This is a genomic window from Flavobacterium sp. ABG (genome assembly GCF_001027725.1).
Lineage (GTDB): Bacteria > Bacteroidota > Bacteroidia > Flavobacteriales > Flavobacteriaceae > Flavobacterium > Flavobacterium cupriresistens.
The window spans coordinates 13,585-31,238 of the sequence record NZ_LEKS01000007.1; the positions used below are offsets into that span (position 1 = coordinate 13,585).

Below are 17,654 nucleotides of genomic sequence, written 5' to 3' on the forward strand. Positions count from 1 at the left end.
TTTTAATAAAAATCGACGTTTATTACCACCTTAATAGGTCGGTATTGTCCAACCGCTTCAAAACTATTCAGCATTTTCTGAATAGTTTTTTTTGTACTTCCCAAAGGCAGATTTTGCGGAATTTTAATTAAGATCGTTCTGATGTATTCGTTCCTTATTCTGTTTATTGCAGGTTCTTCAGGACCAAGCACAGGCATATTGAGGTTTTGACTCAACACCTGATACAACCACATTGAACCTTCTTTTAACTTATCAAAATCGCGATGCTTCAAAGTCAGCTTAATAATTCTAAAGTAAGGCGGATATTTATAGATCTGACGATCGTATAATTGTTCCTTATACATACCTATATAATTATTGGTCGTTACCTGTTGAATGGTATTGTGATTTGGATTATAGGTTTGAATTACAACTTTCCCCTGTTTTTCAGCTCTTCCGGCTCTTCCGGCAACCTGTGTCATCATTTGAAAACTGCGCTCGAAAGCTCTGAAATCCGGATGATGCAACATATTATCTGCATTCATAATCCCAACCAGACTCACATTATCAAAATCCAAACCTTTGGCCAGCATTTGAGTTCCTACCAAAATATCAATTTCCCGATTCTTGAAAGAGTCAATAATTTTTTCAAAACCAAATTTACCACGGGTGGTATCCTGGTCCATTCTTCCGGTTTTGGCTTTTGGAAAAAGAGACCCTAATTCTTGTTCAATTTGTTCGGTACCAAAACCTTTTGTCGTCAAATCAATACTCGAACAACTATGACAATGTGTAGGTTTAGCAATTGCATAACCACAATAATGACAGCGCAACTGGTTTTTATGTTTATGATAAGTCAGACTTACATCACACTGCTGGCAATGCGGAACATGTCCACAAGTAAGACATTCTATTACGGGCGAATAACCACGTCTGTTTTGAAATAAAATCACCTGTTCCCCCAACATTAATGCTTCGGATATTTCTTCGAGCAGCACATCACTAAAATGCCCTGTCATTCTTTTTCTGAAATGCTTGTCTTTCAAGTCAACCAGAACAATATCCGGCATTCGAACATTATTGTAACGCTCCGTAAGGGATACCAAACCGTATTTTTGGGCTTGTGTATTAAAATAGGTTTCTATACTTGGAGTTGCTGACCCCAACAACACTTTGGCTTTATGAAAATTAGCCAGCACTACAGCCGAATCTCTGGCATGATATCGTGGCGCAGGGTCTGTTTGTTTGAATGTCTGCTCATGCTCTTCGTCTACAATTAGAAAACCTAAATCGACAAATGGCAGAAACAAAGCCGATCTTGCTCCTATCACAATCTGTGCTTTAGCTGCATTCTCTAATGTTTGCTTCCAGACTTCTACCCTTTCATTATTACTGTATTTTGAATGAAAAACAGCAATTTTATCGCCAAAATGAAATCTCAACCGCGAAACCAATTGTGTTGTAAGTGCAATTTCAGGCAACAAATACAAAACCTGTTTCCCGAGTTCTAAATACTCTTCAATCAATTTTATATAAATCTCTGTTTTACCGCTGGATGTCACACCATGAAGCAGACAAACGTCTTTCTCGGCAAAAATTTCTTTAATCTCAGTAAATGCCTTGTTTTGAACTTCACTCAACTGCAATTGATTCTCCGAAGCTTTTCCCTGATACGTAACACGATCTTGTTGCAGAAAATATTCTTCAAAAATTTCTTTTTCAATGAGCCTTTTCACCATCGTCGATGTAGACTGTGAAACTTCAATCATTTTTTTTACGGTAACCGGCTTCTTTTCCGAAGCAGTTAACTGGAAATAAGCCAATACTATTTCTTTCTGTTTATTTGCGTTTTTCAACACTTCCAGTAGCTGCCCCAAACCTTCGTCTGTTTCGTATTTACTGTGTAATTTTACATATCGAACAAGCTTCGGTTTGTACCCTTCTTTTATCTCTTCTTCTAAAACGATGATGTCTTTATCCAGCATTTTTTGAAGCACCGGAAAAATACTTTTTTTGTTTAAAATCGAAATAATATCCTGAACCTTCAAAGAACTCTGTTGCTGCAAAGCTTCATAGATCAGGAATTCCTCATCAGAAAGTTCGTTTTGATTGACCGAAACAGCTGCTTTATGCGAAATAATTGTTTCACTTTCTAACAATAGTCCACCCGGAAATGCACCTCTGTACACATCACCAATACCACACATATAATAATCCGCCACCCAAAGCCAGTGTTTTATCTGGGTTTCGGTAGCAATAGGTTTTTCATCTAAAATCTGGTGGATTTCTTTGGCTTCATACAAAGTCGGGGCATTTTCATGGACATCGAGAACCAGTGCCGTATAAACTTTGCTTTTACCAAAAGGCACCGCTACCCTCATTCCTTTTTTAATAAAATGAAATTCTGCCTCAGAAACCCTATATGTAAAAGTTTTAGCTAAGGAAAGCGGTAAAATAACTTCAATAAAATACATCGATTTTTATATGATTTCAGAACAATTACAAATTCAATTATTCTATACATTTTTTTATTCTAAACACAAGTATCAATTCAGCCATAACAAAAAACAGAGAGTGTTTCGTCTTAGCTGAATTTACAAACTATTTCTTATCTGATTTGCCTGAGGCTTTTTCAGCATTATATTTATTGACCAACTCCAGCGTATGATCCAGAGAGCGTATATCTGCCCAATCTTCATGCCCCGGAATAATATATTTCGGGTTCTTAAATTTTGCTTGTACTTTCTTAATCGATTTCTCCCATTCTTTGACGTCAGAATCTCCCAAATATCCCAAGTCTTCTGCAGCAGCATTTTTCACAAAGCAACCACCATAGAGCACTTTTTCATTAGCAAACCAAACTACAATATTGTCCGGTGCATGGCCTTTTCCGGGATAATATACCTCAAATTTATATTTCCCAACCGTAAATGTAGTATCAGTTGGCAGTACAAATTCAGCTCTTGGTTTGTTCTCTTTCTTTAAAATAGCATCAGTCACTTTTCCGGTATAGGTTTTAATTCCTTTTTGTCTGTAAAACTCTATCCCTCCGGCTCTATCATCATGAGAATGCGTTGCAAAAGACATAATCACTTTTTTGTTATGTCTTGCTTTTATACTATCCAGCAAGGGCTGAAATTGCGTTTTATCCCAAGGAGCATCAAACAATACAACTCCTTCGTCTGTTACAAGATACATAGCGTTTGCAGAAATCAGCGTTCCTTTATAATCATGAAAAGTTTTATAAACATAAAAGTCACCTGTGAGATGACTTATGGGTAATAACGAATTCTTAGTTTGTCCAAAACTGCTTGACAGCATGGTTAAGAAAAATAGTATCGATCCTAATTTTCGCATTTTTACGATTTAAAAAAATGAGTTTTTAGTTTTTTACTCGTGACCAATATTGTGTTCTTCCCATAATCGAAAGCCCAACATAACCACGTAGTTTTAATTTATCTACAGATTCTAAAGTGATATAACATTTGTATTTTTTACCTGTTGTAGGATCTAAAATAGTTCCGCCATTGTATTCACTACCGTCTTTTTTAAGACCGTTTATAATAATCATGCCTAAAATTGGCTTGTTTTTTTCTGCACCGTCACACTTTACACATACATCCTTCTTATGGTCTGCACGAAGTATTTCTACAATTTTACCGTATACTTTTCCGGATTTCTCATAGACCTCAACAATTGATTTTGCCTCGCCTGTTTCGTCGTCAATTGTTTTCCATTTTCCAATAACAGTCTGGCTTTGAATTGTACCTAATGTTAGAAAAAACACCCCAATCGTTAACATCCAATTTTTCATAATTTATTTATTTTTTTGTTTTAATTTTCTGATAGTGGCATTCAATTCAAACCCCAATAGCAGTATCATACAGTTTATCCAAATATAAAACATTAGAATTAATAATGTACCAATAGAACCATAAAGTTCGTTGTATTTTGAGAATTTTATAACCCAAATCCCAAAAAAGAACGAAGATATAACAATTAAGACCGTCGTAAAAACTGACCCTATACTAATAAATGGCACTTTATTATATTGCTTAGTACCATAACGCAATAATACCGAAGATGTTATCAGAATCATTAATATTACAAACACATAACGACCTAAAATAATCAGCGGAATACGATCACTCAACACATCCTGAATAATTGTTTTCTGGATAAAAACCTCGAAGACCACAATCGTTGCAACCGTTACAAACAAAATAATGGTCATAATCAGCGAGATGGCTAATGCAACCAGATATTGTCTGAAAAAACCACGTTTATCAAAAACATGTTTAGAGGATTCAAAACCACTAAGAATCCCGTTAATTCCATTTGCCATTAAAAAAATAGAAAGCAAAAATCCCGAAGACAATAAACCCGAATGACTATTATTTAAAATATCACTAATAATTTTACTGATAGCATCATAGGTATTTGGAGGAACCCCCTGGTGCACAAATTGCAAAAAATCTGCCTGAAATCCTTCGATCGGAATAAAAGGGATTAAGTTTAAAATGAATAACGCAAAAGGAAACAAGGCCATAAAAAAACTGAAAGAAACAGCACTGGCATGATACGAAAATGCGCCTTCAAGAATCCCTAAAGTATATAATTCCAATAAATCATATAACGAAAACCCCTCTAGCCAGGGCAATTTTATTCTCTTAAAAATCCGCACTATAGAACGCAATACCGGAATTTTTTCAATCCGATCTTCTATCTCTTGAGACATACTTTTATCATTTTAGATTTTTGATTGTAGATTTTTGATTGTAGAGGTTAGATTTTAGATTGGGGTCCTGTTTTCTGTCTTTAATTGATAATTTACAATTCAGATCACTGCTAGAAAGCTTTTAGACTCAAGTCCATATTGTAAACAGAGTGTGTTAGTGCACCTGATGAGATGAAATTTACACCACATAAAGCATATTCGCGAATGGTTTTTTCGTTGATATTTCCCGAAGATTCTGTCTGGCATTTGGTACCGATTAATTGCACTGCGGTTTTAGTATCTTCATAATTAAAATTATCAATCAAAATTCTGTAAACGCCTTCGCTTAACAAAATTTCACGAATTTCATCTAAATTTCTAGCCTCAACGATGATCTTTAAATCTAAATTATTAGCCTTCAGATAGTCTTTGGTTTTCTTTATGGCAAGTGTAATTCCGCCTGCAAAATCGATATGATTGTCTTTCAGCATTACCATGTCGTAGAGTGCAAATCGGTGGTTTTTACCGCCTCCGATTTTTACGGCCCATTTTTCGGCTACTCTGAAATTTGGAGTTGTTTTACGAGTATCTAATATCTTAGCCCCTGTTCCTTCTAAAAGCGCCACATATTGCCCCGTTTTTGTAGCAATTGCAGACATACGCTGCATGGTGTTTAAAACGACTCTTTCTGATTTTAAAATGGACTGAGAGCTTCCGGAAACTTCAAAAACAATATCTCCGTATTCTACATGTGTACCATCTTCTATAAAAGTTTTAATTTTTAATGCCGGATCTACATATTCAAAAATCATTTTAGCCAATGCAACACCCGCAATAATCCCTTGATCTTTCACCAAAAGCTTAGCCTGGCCATGTGCGGCTTCAGGAATACAAGCCAACGAACTATAGTCGCCTGTACCTACATCTTCTCTAATAGCGTTACTAATAAGTAGTTGTAATTCGGTTTGAAATTGTACGTCGCTAATCATTTTTTAAAATTTTATAAGATGCTAAAGTAGGACATATTTTGGGGATTTGAAAGTGAAACAAACGCTAAAAATTTTAAAACAACAAAATTCACGCAAATTCCTGAAAGAAAAATAGTAAAAACTTACAACACCTCTGAAAATCAATTTTCAATAGTCAAAAAAAAGCATTTCTTAGAAAACAATCTTCATAAAACCAATAGAAAAATTTAAGGCCTCATAAAGATCTCCTACTGCTTTTCTGCTTTAGAATGTCTCACCGAATGCATCTTAGTTATGATTAAAATAATCACTCCCAAGACTTTTTTACCAGGTTTCCAAACCTTGAATACCGGACTAAACTTAATACGAAAATCGATAAAAAATCGCTCAACATTAAATATCTTTGAAATTCATTCAAACAAAATTATGGGATTAATTAAAGACATTTATTCGGTTGCTTTCTATGAAAAATTCAGTCAGGCTGTAGCCGAAGTACATCCGGCATTTGACAAACAAAAATTCATCGACACCATTTACGAAGGTGATTTTGCCCAAAAAGAATGGAAAGACCGCATGAAACATACCACTGTTGTTTTTCATCAGTTTATGCCTGAAAATTTCGCGGAAGCGGTTGCTTTAATTGATAAAATCATTGAAAACTTAAAGAAAAATAAATTTACAGACGGCAATCTGGCCTTTATCTTTTTTGCCGATTATATTGAAGTTTACGGTTTGGAGGATTTTGAAACTTCGACGAAAGCCTTTGTTCCCATCACCCAATTCATTAGTTGTGAATTTGCCGTTCGCCCATTTATTTTAAAATACAAAGAAAAAATGATTGCTGAAATGGTAAAATGGTCTTTGCATGAAAATCATCATGTCAGACGATTGGCCAGCGAAGGAAGCCGTTCGAGATTACCTTGGGCAATGGCAATTCCGTTCTTAAAAAAAGACCCTGTTTCTATACTGCCTATTTTAGAAAATCTTAAAAATGACTCCTCCGAATATGTACGCAGAAGCGTAGCCAATAACCTGAATGATATTGTCAAAGACAATCCGCAGATCGTTCTTGAAATTGCCAACAAATGGAAAGGAATCAGCAAAGAAACGGACGGAATTATCAAACACGGTTGCAGAACTTTACTCAAACAAGGCCATCCTGAAATATTAAGTCATTACGGCTTAGAAAGCACTAATATTGAACTTACCGATTTTGAAATCAAAACTCCTGTTGTAAAAATCGGAGACTATTTACAGTTTCAATTTCATTTAAAAAACAATAATAAAGCCCCAAAAACGGTTCGATTAGAATATGCCGTTCACTATAAAAAAGCAAAAGGTCATTTAGCTAAAAAAGTCTTTAAAATAAGCGAGAAAATCTATCCACCGGAAGAATTAATCAAAGTAGAGAGAAATCAATCTTTTAAAATAATCACCACTCGTGTTTTTCATATCGGAATTCATGAGCTGTCGATTATTATTAATGGGACGGAAAGCGAGACTTTGTCTTTTGAATTGGTTTAAAAGGGGCTTCGACTTCGCTCAGCCTGACAGATGGGCAAAAAGGTCTTTGCGGTCCTTGCGTAAGCCCTTACGTGCTTTGCGATTAAACAACTTTTACAAAACAACAATCATTTACTATTTCATACAATTGTCACCCTGAGCGAAGTCGAAGGCTCGTTGAACAAAGGAGGGCTTCGGCTTCGCTCAGCCTGACAGATGGGTAAAAAAGGCCTTTGCAGCCCTTGCGTAAATCCTTGCGCACTTTGCGGTTAAACAACTTTTACAAAACAACAATCATTTACTATTTCATACAATTGTCACCCTGAGCGAAGTCGAAGGCTCGTTGAACAAAGGAGGGCTTCGACTTCGCTCAGCCTGACACATGGGTAAAAAGGTCTTTGCGGCCCTTGCATAAGCCCTTGCGTGCTTTGCGTAAATCCTTGCGCACTTTGCGGTTAAAAACAGATTCTACAAAAATGTTATTTTTCTGCCAAAAAATATATTTTTTTCATAAACCATCAAAATTTTATCCTTATTTTTACCCCGTGAAATGGATTAACATCATATTATCAGTTTACTTAATCGTGCTATCGTCTTTGCCTTGTGCAGATACGCTAGCTACTGATGCAACTACACCTGCAACAGAAAAAGTAAGCCAAATTGATGATCAATCTCACGAAAAAGGATCGGATCTTTGTCCGCCATTTTGCAGCTGTAATTGTTGCGCTGTGCAAATACTAAGCACAACTCCTGTTATTTCATTTTCTTTTAATAAGCCTACACTACTTATTAAAAAACCTTTATCCTCTTACCATTCCATTCTTACTTCTAATTTTTACGGAAGTATCTGGCAACCGCCTCAGATAGTATAATGTAGCCCGAGTAATTTCGGGTAGATGTGTTGTGGACTTACCACAAAAAAACAGGCCGATTTCGTCTGATTTCTCATTCATTATATCCAAAAAAATGCTAGATAACATTATACAATTTAGTATAAAGAATAAATTCATTATACTTCTAATTACCCTGATTCTTATAGCCTGGGGAAGTTATTCCCTTAAAAACCTACCGTTGGATGCACTACCTGACATTACCAACAATCAGGTACAGATTATCACTACAGCGCCAACATTGGCAAGCCAGGAAGTAGAACAATTAATCACCTACCCTCTTGAACAGTCGGTAAAAACGATACCAAAAGTAATCGAACTGCGAAGTATTTCCCGTTTTGGACTATCAGTTGTTACGGTTGTATTTGAAGAAGGTGCCGATACGTATTGGGCACGTGAACAAGTTTTTCAAAGGCTTAAACAAGCCGAGGAAATCATTCCTAAATATGCCGGAACACCCGAATTAGCTCCTGTTTCAACGGGTCTTGGTGAAATTTACCAATATGACGTGTATGCCAAAAAAGGCTATGAGGACAAGTACAATGCAACCAGCTTAAGAACCATTCAGGACTGGATTATTGTACCTCAACTACAAGGCGTAAAAGGCGTTGCCGAAGTAAGCACCTGGGGAGGAAGCGTAAAACAATACGAAATTTCCGTTGATCCCAACCGATTGAATAGTGCCGGCGTTACCATTACAGAAATTTTTGACGCGCTCGAAAAAAACAATCAGAATACAGGTGGTGCTTATATTGAAAAAGATGAATTTGCTTATTTCATTCGTGGAGTCGGAATGGCGTCAGGAATTAAAGATATTGGAAATATTGTGGTTAAAAACCGAAATGCAACTCCTATTCTAATTCGCGATATCGCAACCGTGCAACTCGGAAATGCGATTCGTTTTGGTGCCACTACCAAAGACGGAAAAGGTGAAATTGTGGGTGGACTAACCCTTATGCTTAAAGGAGAAAATTCGAAAGCTGTTGTGGAACGTGTCAAAGAAAAAATGATTCAGATCAACAAAATGTTGCCTGAAGGTGTTGTTGCCGAAGCTTTTATTGACAGAAGTAAATTGGTTGATAATGCTATTGGAACGGTTACTAAAAATCTACTTGAAGGAGCTTTAATCGTCATTTTTGTATTGATCTTATTCTTAGGAAATCTTCGTGCGGGATTAATAGTTGCTTCTGTGATTCCTTTAGCGATGCTTTTTGCCGTAATCTTGATGAATGCATTTGGCGTCAGCGGAAACTTAATGAGCCTTGGAGCAATCGACTTTGGGATTATAGTCGATGGTGCCGTAATTATTGTCGAAGCCACCATGCACCACTTGCAAAAACTCAAGAAAAAAAGAGAGCTAACACAATCTGAAATGAATGAAGAAGTTTATGCTTCGGCTTCAAAAATCAGAAACAGTGCTGCTTTTGGGGAGATTATTATCTTAATTGTGTACCTGCCTATTTTAGCTTTGATCGGAACTGAAGGAAAAATGTTCAAACCAATGGCCATGACCGTAGGTTTTGCAGTTATAGGAGCTTTTATTTTGTCTCTAACTTATGTCCCAATGATGAGTGCTTTATTCTTGTCAAAAAGCACAGAACATAAACCGAATTTCAGTGACCGAATGATGGCTTGGTTTGAAAAACTATATACACCACTTTTAGAAAAAGCATTACGTTTTAAAAAAGCGGTTTTAGGTATTGCTGTGGCCTTATTTGCTCTTTCTCTGATTATCTTCCAAAACATGGGAGGAGAATTTATCCCTACTATCGAAGAGGGAGATTTAGCTATTAATGCTACAATTATGACCGGAAGTTCTTTATCACAAATGATTAAAACAACAACGGAATATGAAAAAATGCTGAAGGCAAAATTTCCGGAGATTAAAACCATCGTTACCAAAATCGGTAGTGGTGAAATTCCAACCGATCCTATGCCAATAGAAAGTGGTGATTTGATTATTGTTTTGAAGGAAAAAAAGGAATGGACAAGTGCCGACAACTGGCAAGATTTGGCACAATTGATGAAAGCTGAAATGGAAAAAATCCCCGGAGCCAACATCGAAGTTTCACAGCCGATACAAATGCGTTTCAACGAATTAATGACCGGTAGCCGAAGCGATATTGCCATCAAAATATTTGGTGACAACCTTGATGTTCTGGAAAGAAAAGCCAATGAATTAATTAAGAAAATCAATAAAATCGAAGGTATCGGCGATCTAAAAGCCGACAAAGTAAGTGGGTTACCTCAGATTACCATAAAATACGATTACGATAAAATTGCCTTGTATGGTTTAAATATTGAAGACTTAAACAAGATACTTCGCTCTTCTTTTGCGGGGGAAGCAGCAGGAAAAATTTACGAAGAAAACAGACGATTTGATATTGTAGTTCGAATGAACAAAGACAATCGAAACGACATTGCTGATGTGAGTAATCTGTTTATTCCGTTACCAAACGGACAGCAGGTACCGCTTTCGCAAGTAGCAACTGTAGAATACGAACAAGGTCCTGTACAAGTAATTCGTGAAGACGGTAAACGCAGAATTACCATTGGACTGAATGTCCGTGGACGTGATGTGAAAAGTGTTGTAGAAGAAATTCAACAAAAACTGGATAAAAACTTCAAACTGCCTGCCGGCTATTATGTGACTTACGGAGGGCAATTTGAAAACCTTATCGAAGCCAACAAACGTCTTTCTGTTGCTTTACCAATTGCACTGAGTTTAATTTTAGTGTTACTTTATTTTACTTTTAAAAGCACCAAACAAGCGGCTTTGATTTTTACCGCGATTCCGCTTTCGGCCATCGGTGGTGTATTTGCCCTATGGATGCGTGGCATGCCTTTTAGTATTTCAGCAGGAATTGGTTTTATTGCGTTGTTTGGAATCGCTGTTCTTAACGGAATTGTTTTGATTTCTTATTTCAATCAATTAAGAACAGAAGGAATCACTGATCCGCTGCAACGTGTATTAATTGGAACAAAAACAAGATTACGTCCCGTTTTAATGACTGCGGCAGTTGCCTCTTTAGGATTTTTGCCAATGGCATTATCTACAAGCGGTGGTGCCGAAGTTCAAAAACCATTAGCGACGGTTGTAATTGGAGGTTTATTCTCCGCAACTTTACTAACGTTAATTGTTTTACCTATACTCTATTTATTGTCTGAGAAAAAAATTAATCTAAAATCAAAAATGACAAAATCAATAGCAACTGTTTTTTTACTACTGATCAGCAGTTTTTCTTTTGCTCAAAACCAACAGACTGTTACATTGGAAAAAGCAATTGAAATAGCAAAATCTAATAACATCAATTTAAAAATTGCCGATAAAGAAGTAGAAAAACAAACGATCCTTAAAAAGACCGCTTTTCAGCCCGATGCATTGCAAATACAGTACCAAGGCGGACAGTTTAACAGTGTCGATTATGATAGCAATGTTTCTGTACAGCAGTATTTCCCAATCGGAAAAATCACCAAAGCGAACCGACAATTGCAGGAAGAATTGGTGAAGTTGGCCGAAAAACGAAAAGCCATGTCTGCCTATGAAATTGAAAAAGCCGTAACACTAGCTTACTATCAATATTTATACGGCGTTTCTATTCAAAAACTAAATACCGAATTGTTCAATATTTATGCTTTATTTCTAAAAAATGCAGAGCTGCGTTTTAAGACTGGCGAAAGCGGAAACATCGAAGTAATTAGTGCTAAGGCTAAAGTCAAAGAAATTGAAACTCAAAAAGAGCAATTAGCCTACGATTTGGTCATTTATCAAAAACAGTTGCAGTTTTTTGTTCAAACTAAGGAAGATATTGTGCCTGATACCACGACCTCTTTACAGTTTACAACACTTGCAGATTCCAACAAGTCTAAAGTAGAAAACCTAATGACAGAGTACTATCAGCAACAAATTTCAGTGTATCAGAAAGAAGCGAATACCTATAAAGCACTACGAACACCAAAACTGGGTTTAGGGTACTTTGCACAAACCATTGATACTAAATCTTTGTTTCAGGGATTTACGGCGGGTTTACAAATTCCGCTGTTTGGTGGCGTTAATACCGCTAGAGCCAAAGCCGCAGCGATAAACATTACACAATCAGAATTGGAGTTAGAGAAAAATAAATTCTCTTTGGAATTACAAATACAGGAATTGAATAACGATTTTGAAAAACAACAAAAAGGGCTATCTTATTATCAAAAAGAAGGCCTGCAATATGCCGAGCAGATTATTACAACAGCCCAAAAAAGCTATTCAAATGGCGATATGAGCTATTGGACTTATATCAGTTTTTTAAATCAGGCCATTGACATTAAGAAACAATATGCCGAGACTTTGAATATGTACAATCAAAGTGCCATTCGTTTACAATTCCCTTCTATTTCTAATAACTAATATTCATCATAATGAAAAATATAAAAAATACAACAAAGCGTTTTACCCTCCTGTTTGTTCCTATCACCTTTCTTCTAATGCTCATATTACTCCTAACATCGTGTAATGAGAAAAAAACCGAAGAGGTACAGGAAGACGAGAAATTAGAAAATGAAGTAATGTTGACGGCTGCTCAATTTAAAACAGTTGGCATTCAGTTTGGAATGGTGGAAAACCGTAACCTCAATACGATCATTAAAGCAAACGGTTATACGACGGTTCCTCCTCAGAATTCCGCTAAAATTGCCACATTGCTTGGAGGTACTGTCAAAGACATTTTAGTTTTGGAAGGTACTTATGTCAACAAAGGCAAAGTTCTGGCTACTATTCAAAATCTGGAAGTGGTAGAAATGTTAGAAGAATACAAATCGGCTACAGCCAACATCGAGTATTTACAATTAGAATACAATCGTCAGAAAACATTGGCTGATGAAAATGTAAATCCACGAAAAACATTTCAGGAAGTCAAAGCAAAATTAGCTGTAGAGCGAGCACGAGCCCAAGCGGCAAAAAACAAATTGCTAGCGCTTAATATTAGCCCGAGCAGCAACAATGCATTAATCCCTATACTATCACCGATAAGTGGTTATGTAGGTAAAATTAGCATTGCCAAAGGAGCATTTGCAGAAACCGGAATTCCTTTATTTGAAGTAGTTGACAACAGTCAAATGCATTTGGATTTAAATGTATATGAAAAAGATTTAGGCTCTATTTCGATAGGTCAGGAAGTCGATTTCATCCTGACCAACCAATCCAATAAATCCATAAAAGGAAAAATATTCGGTATCAATAAATCTTTTTCTAACGAAAGTAAAACGGTTGCCGTTCACGCCAAAATAAATCCGGATGATGCTAAAGGATTAATCTCCGGAATGTACGTGTCTGCCAACATAAACCTTAATAGCGCTACTGTTCCGGCACTGCCAAAAGCGTCAATTGTAAAAAATGGTGATAAATATTTCATCTTTATTCAAGAAGAAGAACATGCCGAAAAAGGCGGAAAACACGATTCTAAAGAGGAAGCTGAAGAAATACATTTTAAAGCCATTGAAGTTATTCCAGGCACTACCGATATGGGATATACTGAAATAAAATTTGTAACTTCAATCCCAAATACAAGCAAAATTGTTACACAAGGTGCTTTTTATCTATTGTCTGCTCAAAAAGGCGGTGGAGAACACACCCACTAATCTAAATTTTATGATACATAATGACGATACTGATTGCTGTGAAACAAAACAAAACACAGCTCCCAAAAAAAATACAGAAGCAGGTTGCTGCTCACATGATGATAACAAACATAGTGACGATGATGGACATGACCACTCAGTAGGAGATCAGACCACTTTTCAGCTTTTTTCTCCGGCAATAACTAGTTTTGTTTTACTAATCATTGCCATTGTTTTCGACAATTATTTACCTCAAACTTGGTTTACAGGTTGGGTTAGACTTGTTTGGTACATAGTCGCTTATTTGCCGGTTGGTTTTCCTGTCATAAAAGAAGCAATTGGGAGTGCCAGAAATGGTGCTTTCTTTTCAGAGTTTTTATTAATGAGTATTGCTACCATCGGTGCTTTTGCAATTGGCGAATATCCCGAAGGAGTTGCTGTAATGCTTTTTTATGCTGTTGGCGAAACTTTCCAAACATTGGCAGTAACACGTGCCAAAGCAAACATCAAAACACTGTTAGACCAGCGTCCGGATGAAGTGACGATTCTTGAGAACAATCAGCCTAAAATTATTAAAGCAAAAAATGCTCAAATTGAAGACATCATTCAATTAAAACCAGGCGAAAAATTAGGCTTAGATGGCGAACTTCTTTCTGAAACAGCTTCTTTTAATACCGCGGCATTAACAGGAGAAAGTAAACCTGATACCAAAAACAAAGGCGAAAGTGTCCTTGCCGGAATGATCAATCTCAATGCCGTAGCCGAGGTAAAAGTTACCACTTTGTATACCGATAGTAAATTGTCTAAAATTCTGGAAATGGTTCAGGAAGCGACTTCCAAAAAAGCGCCAACCGAATTGTTTATTCGAAAATTTGCCAAAATATACACGCCAATTGTGGTTTATGCAGCAATCGCGATCTGTTTACTGCCTTACTTTTTTGTAGACAATTATCTTTTTAAAGATTGGTTGTATCGTGCCTTAGTCTTTTTGGTAATCTCTTGTCCTTGTGCGTTGGTGATTTCAATTCCACTGGGTTACTTTGGCGGAATTGGAGCAGCAAGTAAAAACGGGATTTTGTTTAAGGGCTCGAGCTTTTTAGACATCATGGCGGCAATTCAGGTTGTGGTAATGGACAAAACCGGAACTTTGACAAAAGGAGTTTTTAAAGTTCAAAAAGTGGTAGCGGTTGGGATTCCCGATGCTGATTTAATAAAATATACGGCTGCACTCGAAACCAAATCAACACATCCTGTTGGTACTGCCATTATTGACTATGCCAATGGAGCAGAAAAAAACAGTGTTGTTACCGCTGTTGAAGAAATTGCAGGTCACGGCCTAAAAGGTACAGTTGACGGCAATGCTATTTTGGCCGGAAATACCAAACTAATGAAAAAGTTCGATATTAGTTATGATACCGAAATAGACCAAACGCCTTTCACTATAATTGTTGTAGCCGTCAATCAAAAATATGCCGGATATTTCCTCATTGCCGATGAAATAAAAGAAGACGCCAAACAGGCCATTCAAAGCTTACATCGAATAAACGTAAAAACCGTCATGCTTTCGGGGGATAAAACAGCTGTGGTTAATTCCGTTGCCAAAGAATTAAATATCGATGTGGCTTATGGTGACTTATTACCCGAAAATAAGGTTGAAAAAGTTACGGATTTAAAAAACAAAGACCTGAAAATTGCCTTTGTTGGTGATGGCGTAAATGATGCACCTGTGATTGCGCTGGCACATGCCGGAATCGCAATGGGTGGCTTAGGAAGTGACGCCACTATAGAAACGGCCGATATCGTGATTCAAAACGACCAGCCGACAAAAATATACACCGCCATAAATATTGGTAAAAAAACCAAACAAATTGTATGGCAGAATATTAGTTTAGCCTTTGTTGTAAAAGCTATTGTACTTGTACTGGGTGCCGGCGGCCTCGCCACCATGTGGGAAGCTGTTTTTGCTGATGTTGGGGTTGCTTTATTAGCGATTCTGAATGCGGTAAGAATTCAGAGAATGAAGTTTTAAACAAAGTAAAGTAGATTAAAAAAGGGGTATTTGTACAAAATCGTATAAATACCTTTTTTTTTTACGTAAATATCTCAAACCTAACAGGTTTTAAAAACCTGTTAGGTTTAGGTTTAAAAATGGCCTTTAGTAATTAAATATTTATCCTTACTTTTATGATAACTCTGTTCTTAATCTACATTAAGTTGCATTTTTAATAATGATAGTAACTTTGTCAAACCAATTATAAAGAACCCCAGTAATAATTACAATAAATCTCAATCGTCAAAAGATCAATTTTAAAAATACACCATGTCAAACATCAGTTTAATTATCGAAGAACGCGCCGCCAACATTGGCAATTTTATGGTAGGGAGATTATTGCCTTTTCGTGAAAAAAGAGCAGTCGGACCATTTGTATTTATCGATCATATGGGGCCTGCACATCTGAACCAACACCAGAATATGGACGTCCCTCCTCACCCGCATATCGGACTTTCTACACTGACCTTTATGTTTGAAGGAAGTATCATGCATCGCGACAGTCTGGGAACAGAACTCGAAATAAAACCGGGCGCTGTAAACTGGATGACCGCAGGAAAAGGAATTGTACATTCCGAAAGAACACCCGAATATTTAAGAACTTCCGATAAAGTCCTTCATGGATTACAGATTTGGGTTGCTTTGCCAAAAGAATTAGAGCAAATGGAACCTAATTTCACACATGTGGAGGCAGATGATATTCCGCAATGGGAAGAAAATGGAGTTTCTTATAAGTTAATTGCCGGAGAAGCTTTCAACAAAAAATCACCGGTTCCCGTGTATAGTCCGTTATATTTTATTGAGATCAAAAGTGAAACGACTCAAAAAATCAATATTGGAAAAGATCTGTATGGAGAAAGTGGTTTATATATCCTGGAAGGAAGTATTAAAAGCGGAGAGCATGTTTACGATCCGAAGCAGATCCTGATTACAAATGACAGTACTTTATGTGAGTTTGAAATTGCTGCTCATTCTACTGTTTATATTTTTGGAGGAGCTCCTTTCCCTGAAGAACATTTTATCTTCTGGAATTTTGTTTCTTCTGATAAAGAATTAATTGAAAAAGCAAAAAGAGACTGGACAGCACAAACGTTCCCAAAAGTCCCGGGAGAAACTGAATTTGTTCCTTTACCTGAACCCCGAATGAAATAACATATGGAAACTATATCAGCACAAATTGACACGCGCTTGTATCGCACCGAAATAAAATCTGCCAGCGGAAACACGGTAATTGCGGACGAACCTCAAGAAGTTGGAGGTAAAAATCTAGGCTTTAGTCCCTCTGAACTTTTAGCTTCTTCATTGGCAGCCTGTACGCTCATTACATTACGAATGTACATCAACCGCAAACAATGGCAAGTTTCTGAAATCAATATCAAGGTCGATTTTGAAAGAGACTCTAATCAGAATGTCTCTTTATTTACCCGAAAAATTGAAATCATTGGCGAGGTAGACGATACACAGCGACAACGTTTAGAAACCATTGCCAACAGTTGCCCAATTCATAAAACATTAACACATTCAATAGAAATCAAAACCACATTATTTTAACAATCATGGAAATACAACAAATAAACGAAGGAAGAAAAGGATATTTTGAAGCTGTAGAAGACGGAAAACAAGCCGGGAAAATGACCTATAGCTGGGCTGGTGACACTAAATTCATCATTGATCATACCGAAGTAAACGAAGAATTCAACGGAAAAGGAGTGGGTAAAAAAATGGTCATGGCTGCCGTTGAATATGCCAGAGCCAATGATTTTAAAATTATTCCGCTTTGTCCTTTTGCCAAAAGCGTTTTCGATAGAACCGCTGATATACATGATGTTCTTTTTTCATAAAAATGTCCTCGTAGAGACGCACTGCCGTGCGTCTTTACTTAAATATTCCCCCTTCCTTTTCAAAAGTCCTGTAAAATAACTACATTTGCATGTAATTTAAACCTA

13 protein-coding genes are annotated in these 17,654 nt (G+C 36.7%); 8 read left to right on the forward strand and 5 right to left on the reverse strand.

All coding sequences use genetic code 11. From position 1 onward, the window contains the following. Positions 1-2: 2 nt before the first annotated feature. The 5 genes from priA to nadC all read right to left on the reverse strand — a co-directional run bounded on the left by priA (position 3) and on the right by nadC (position 5,685). Positions 3-2,453 carry a primosomal protein N' gene (gene priA / locus AB674_RS08925; protein ID WP_047775821.1) on the reverse strand — a complete coding sequence of 817 codons (2,451 nt, stop codon included), beginning with the start codon at positions 2,451-2,453 and terminating at the stop codon, positions 3-5. A 127-nt stretch (positions 2,454-2,580) separates the two neighbouring features. Beyond that, complete coding sequence (gene bla-B1-FLAV, locus AB674_RS08930; protein WP_047775826.1) at positions 2,581-3,336, reverse strand: subclass B1 metallo-beta-lactamase; 756 nt, start codon at positions 3,334-3,336, stop codon at positions 2,581-2,583. Between the two features lie 25 nt (positions 3,337-3,361). Beyond that, positions 3,362-3,793 (reverse strand): DUF2147 domain-containing protein, encoded by a 432-nt coding sequence (locus tag AB674_RS08935; protein ID WP_047775828.1) that lies wholly within the window; start codon positions 3,791-3,793, stop codon positions 3,362-3,364. Between the two features lie 3 nt (positions 3,794-3,796). After that, positions 3,797-4,717, reverse strand: a complete 921-nt coding sequence (locus AB674_RS08940) for a YihY/virulence factor BrkB family protein (protein WP_047775830.1) — start codon at positions 4,715-4,717, stop codon at positions 3,797-3,799. Positions 4,718-4,827: 110 nt separating this feature from the next. Next, positions 4,828-5,685, reverse strand: a complete 858-nt coding sequence (gene nadC, locus AB674_RS08945; protein WP_047775832.1) for a carboxylating nicotinate-nucleotide diphosphorylase — start codon at positions 5,683-5,685, stop codon at positions 4,828-4,830. A gap of 405 nt (positions 5,686-6,090) precedes the next feature. Between nadC and AB674_RS08950 the strand changes: the two genes are divergently transcribed. The 8 genes from AB674_RS08950 to AB674_RS08985 all read left to right on the forward strand — a co-directional run bounded on the left by AB674_RS08950 (position 6,091) and on the right by AB674_RS08985 (position 17,549). Then, the gene (locus AB674_RS08950; protein ID WP_047776286.1) at positions 6,091-7,188 is read left to right on the forward strand and encodes a DNA alkylation repair protein; all 1,098 of its coding nucleotides are present in this window, start codon (positions 6,091-6,093) and stop codon (positions 7,186-7,188) included. A 524-nt stretch (positions 7,189-7,712) separates the two neighbouring features. Continuing rightward, on the forward strand, positions 7,713-8,039 hold the full coding sequence (locus tag AB674_RS08955) for a DUF6660 family protein (protein WP_053004236.1): 327 nt from the start codon (positions 7,713-7,715) through the stop codon (positions 8,037-8,039). A 94-nt stretch (positions 8,040-8,133) separates the two neighbouring features. Next, entirely contained in the window at positions 8,134-12,450 is a 4,317-nt protein-coding gene (locus AB674_RS08960) for a CusA/CzcA family heavy metal efflux RND transporter (RefSeq protein ID WP_047775834.1), read from the forward strand. A gap of 11 nt (positions 12,451-12,461) precedes the next feature. Further along, complete coding sequence (locus AB674_RS08965) at positions 12,462-13,679, forward strand: efflux RND transporter periplasmic adaptor subunit (RefSeq protein WP_047775835.1); 1,218 nt, start codon at positions 12,462-12,464, stop codon at positions 13,677-13,679. A 10-nt stretch (positions 13,680-13,689) separates the two neighbouring features. Then, a complete protein-coding gene (locus AB674_RS08970) occupies positions 13,690-15,687 on the forward strand; it encodes a heavy metal translocating P-type ATPase (protein ID WP_047775837.1) in 1,998 nt (665 codons plus the stop codon). Between the two features lie 291 nt (positions 15,688-15,978). Further along, positions 15,979-16,860 (forward strand): pirin family protein, encoded by an 882-nt coding sequence (locus AB674_RS08975; protein ID WP_047775839.1) that lies wholly within the window; start codon positions 15,979-15,981, stop codon positions 16,858-16,860. Positions 16,861-16,863: 3 nt separating this feature from the next. Next, entirely contained in the window at positions 16,864-17,259 is a 396-nt protein-coding gene (locus AB674_RS08980) for an OsmC family protein (RefSeq protein WP_047775840.1), read from the forward strand. A 5-nt stretch (positions 17,260-17,264) separates the two neighbouring features. Continuing rightward, a complete protein-coding gene (locus AB674_RS08985) occupies positions 17,265-17,549 on the forward strand; it encodes a GNAT family N-acetyltransferase (protein ID WP_047775842.1) in 285 nt (94 codons plus the stop codon). The last annotated feature ends 105 nt before the right edge of the window (positions 17,550-17,654 follow it).

Bases quoted from the DNA above. Each gene is read 5' to 3' on its own strand.
- priA (WP_047775821.1), bottom strand. From the start codon at position 2,453: ATGTATTTTATTGAAGTTATTTTACCGCTTTCCTTAGCTAAAACTTTT.
- bla-B1-FLAV (WP_047775826.1), bottom strand. From the start codon at position 3,336: ATGCGAAAATTAGGATCGATACTATTTTTCTTAACCATGCTGTCAAGC.
- AB674_RS08935 (WP_047775828.1), bottom strand. From the start codon at position 3,793: ATGAAAAATTGGATGTTAACGATTGGGGTGTTTTTTCTAACATTAGGT.
- AB674_RS08940 (WP_047775830.1), bottom strand. From the start codon at position 4,717: ATGTCTCAAGAGATAGAAGATCGGATTGAAAAAATTCCGGTATTGCGT.
- nadC (WP_047775832.1), bottom strand. From the start codon at position 5,685: ATGATTAGCGACGTACAATTTCAAACCGAATTACAACTACTTATTAGT.
- AB674_RS08950 (WP_047776286.1), top strand. From the start codon at position 6,091: ATGGGATTAATTAAAGACATTTATTCGGTTGCTTTCTATGAAAAATTC.
- AB674_RS08960 (WP_047775834.1), top strand. From the start codon at position 8,134: ATGCTAGATAACATTATACAATTTAGTATAAAGAATAAATTCATTATA.
- AB674_RS08965 (WP_047775835.1), top strand. From the start codon at position 12,462: ATGAAAAATATAAAAAATACAACAAAGCGTTTTACCCTCCTGTTTGTT.
- AB674_RS08970 (WP_047775837.1), top strand. From the start codon at position 13,690: ATGATACATAATGACGATACTGATTGCTGTGAAACAAAACAAAACACA.
- AB674_RS08975 (WP_047775839.1), top strand. From the start codon at position 15,979: ATGTCAAACATCAGTTTAATTATCGAAGAACGCGCCGCCAACATTGGC.
- AB674_RS08980 (WP_047775840.1), top strand. From the start codon at position 16,864: ATGGAAACTATATCAGCACAAATTGACACGCGCTTGTATCGCACCGAA.
- AB674_RS08985 (WP_047775842.1), top strand. From the start codon at position 17,265: ATGGAAATACAACAAATAAACGAAGGAAGAAAAGGATATTTTGAAGCT.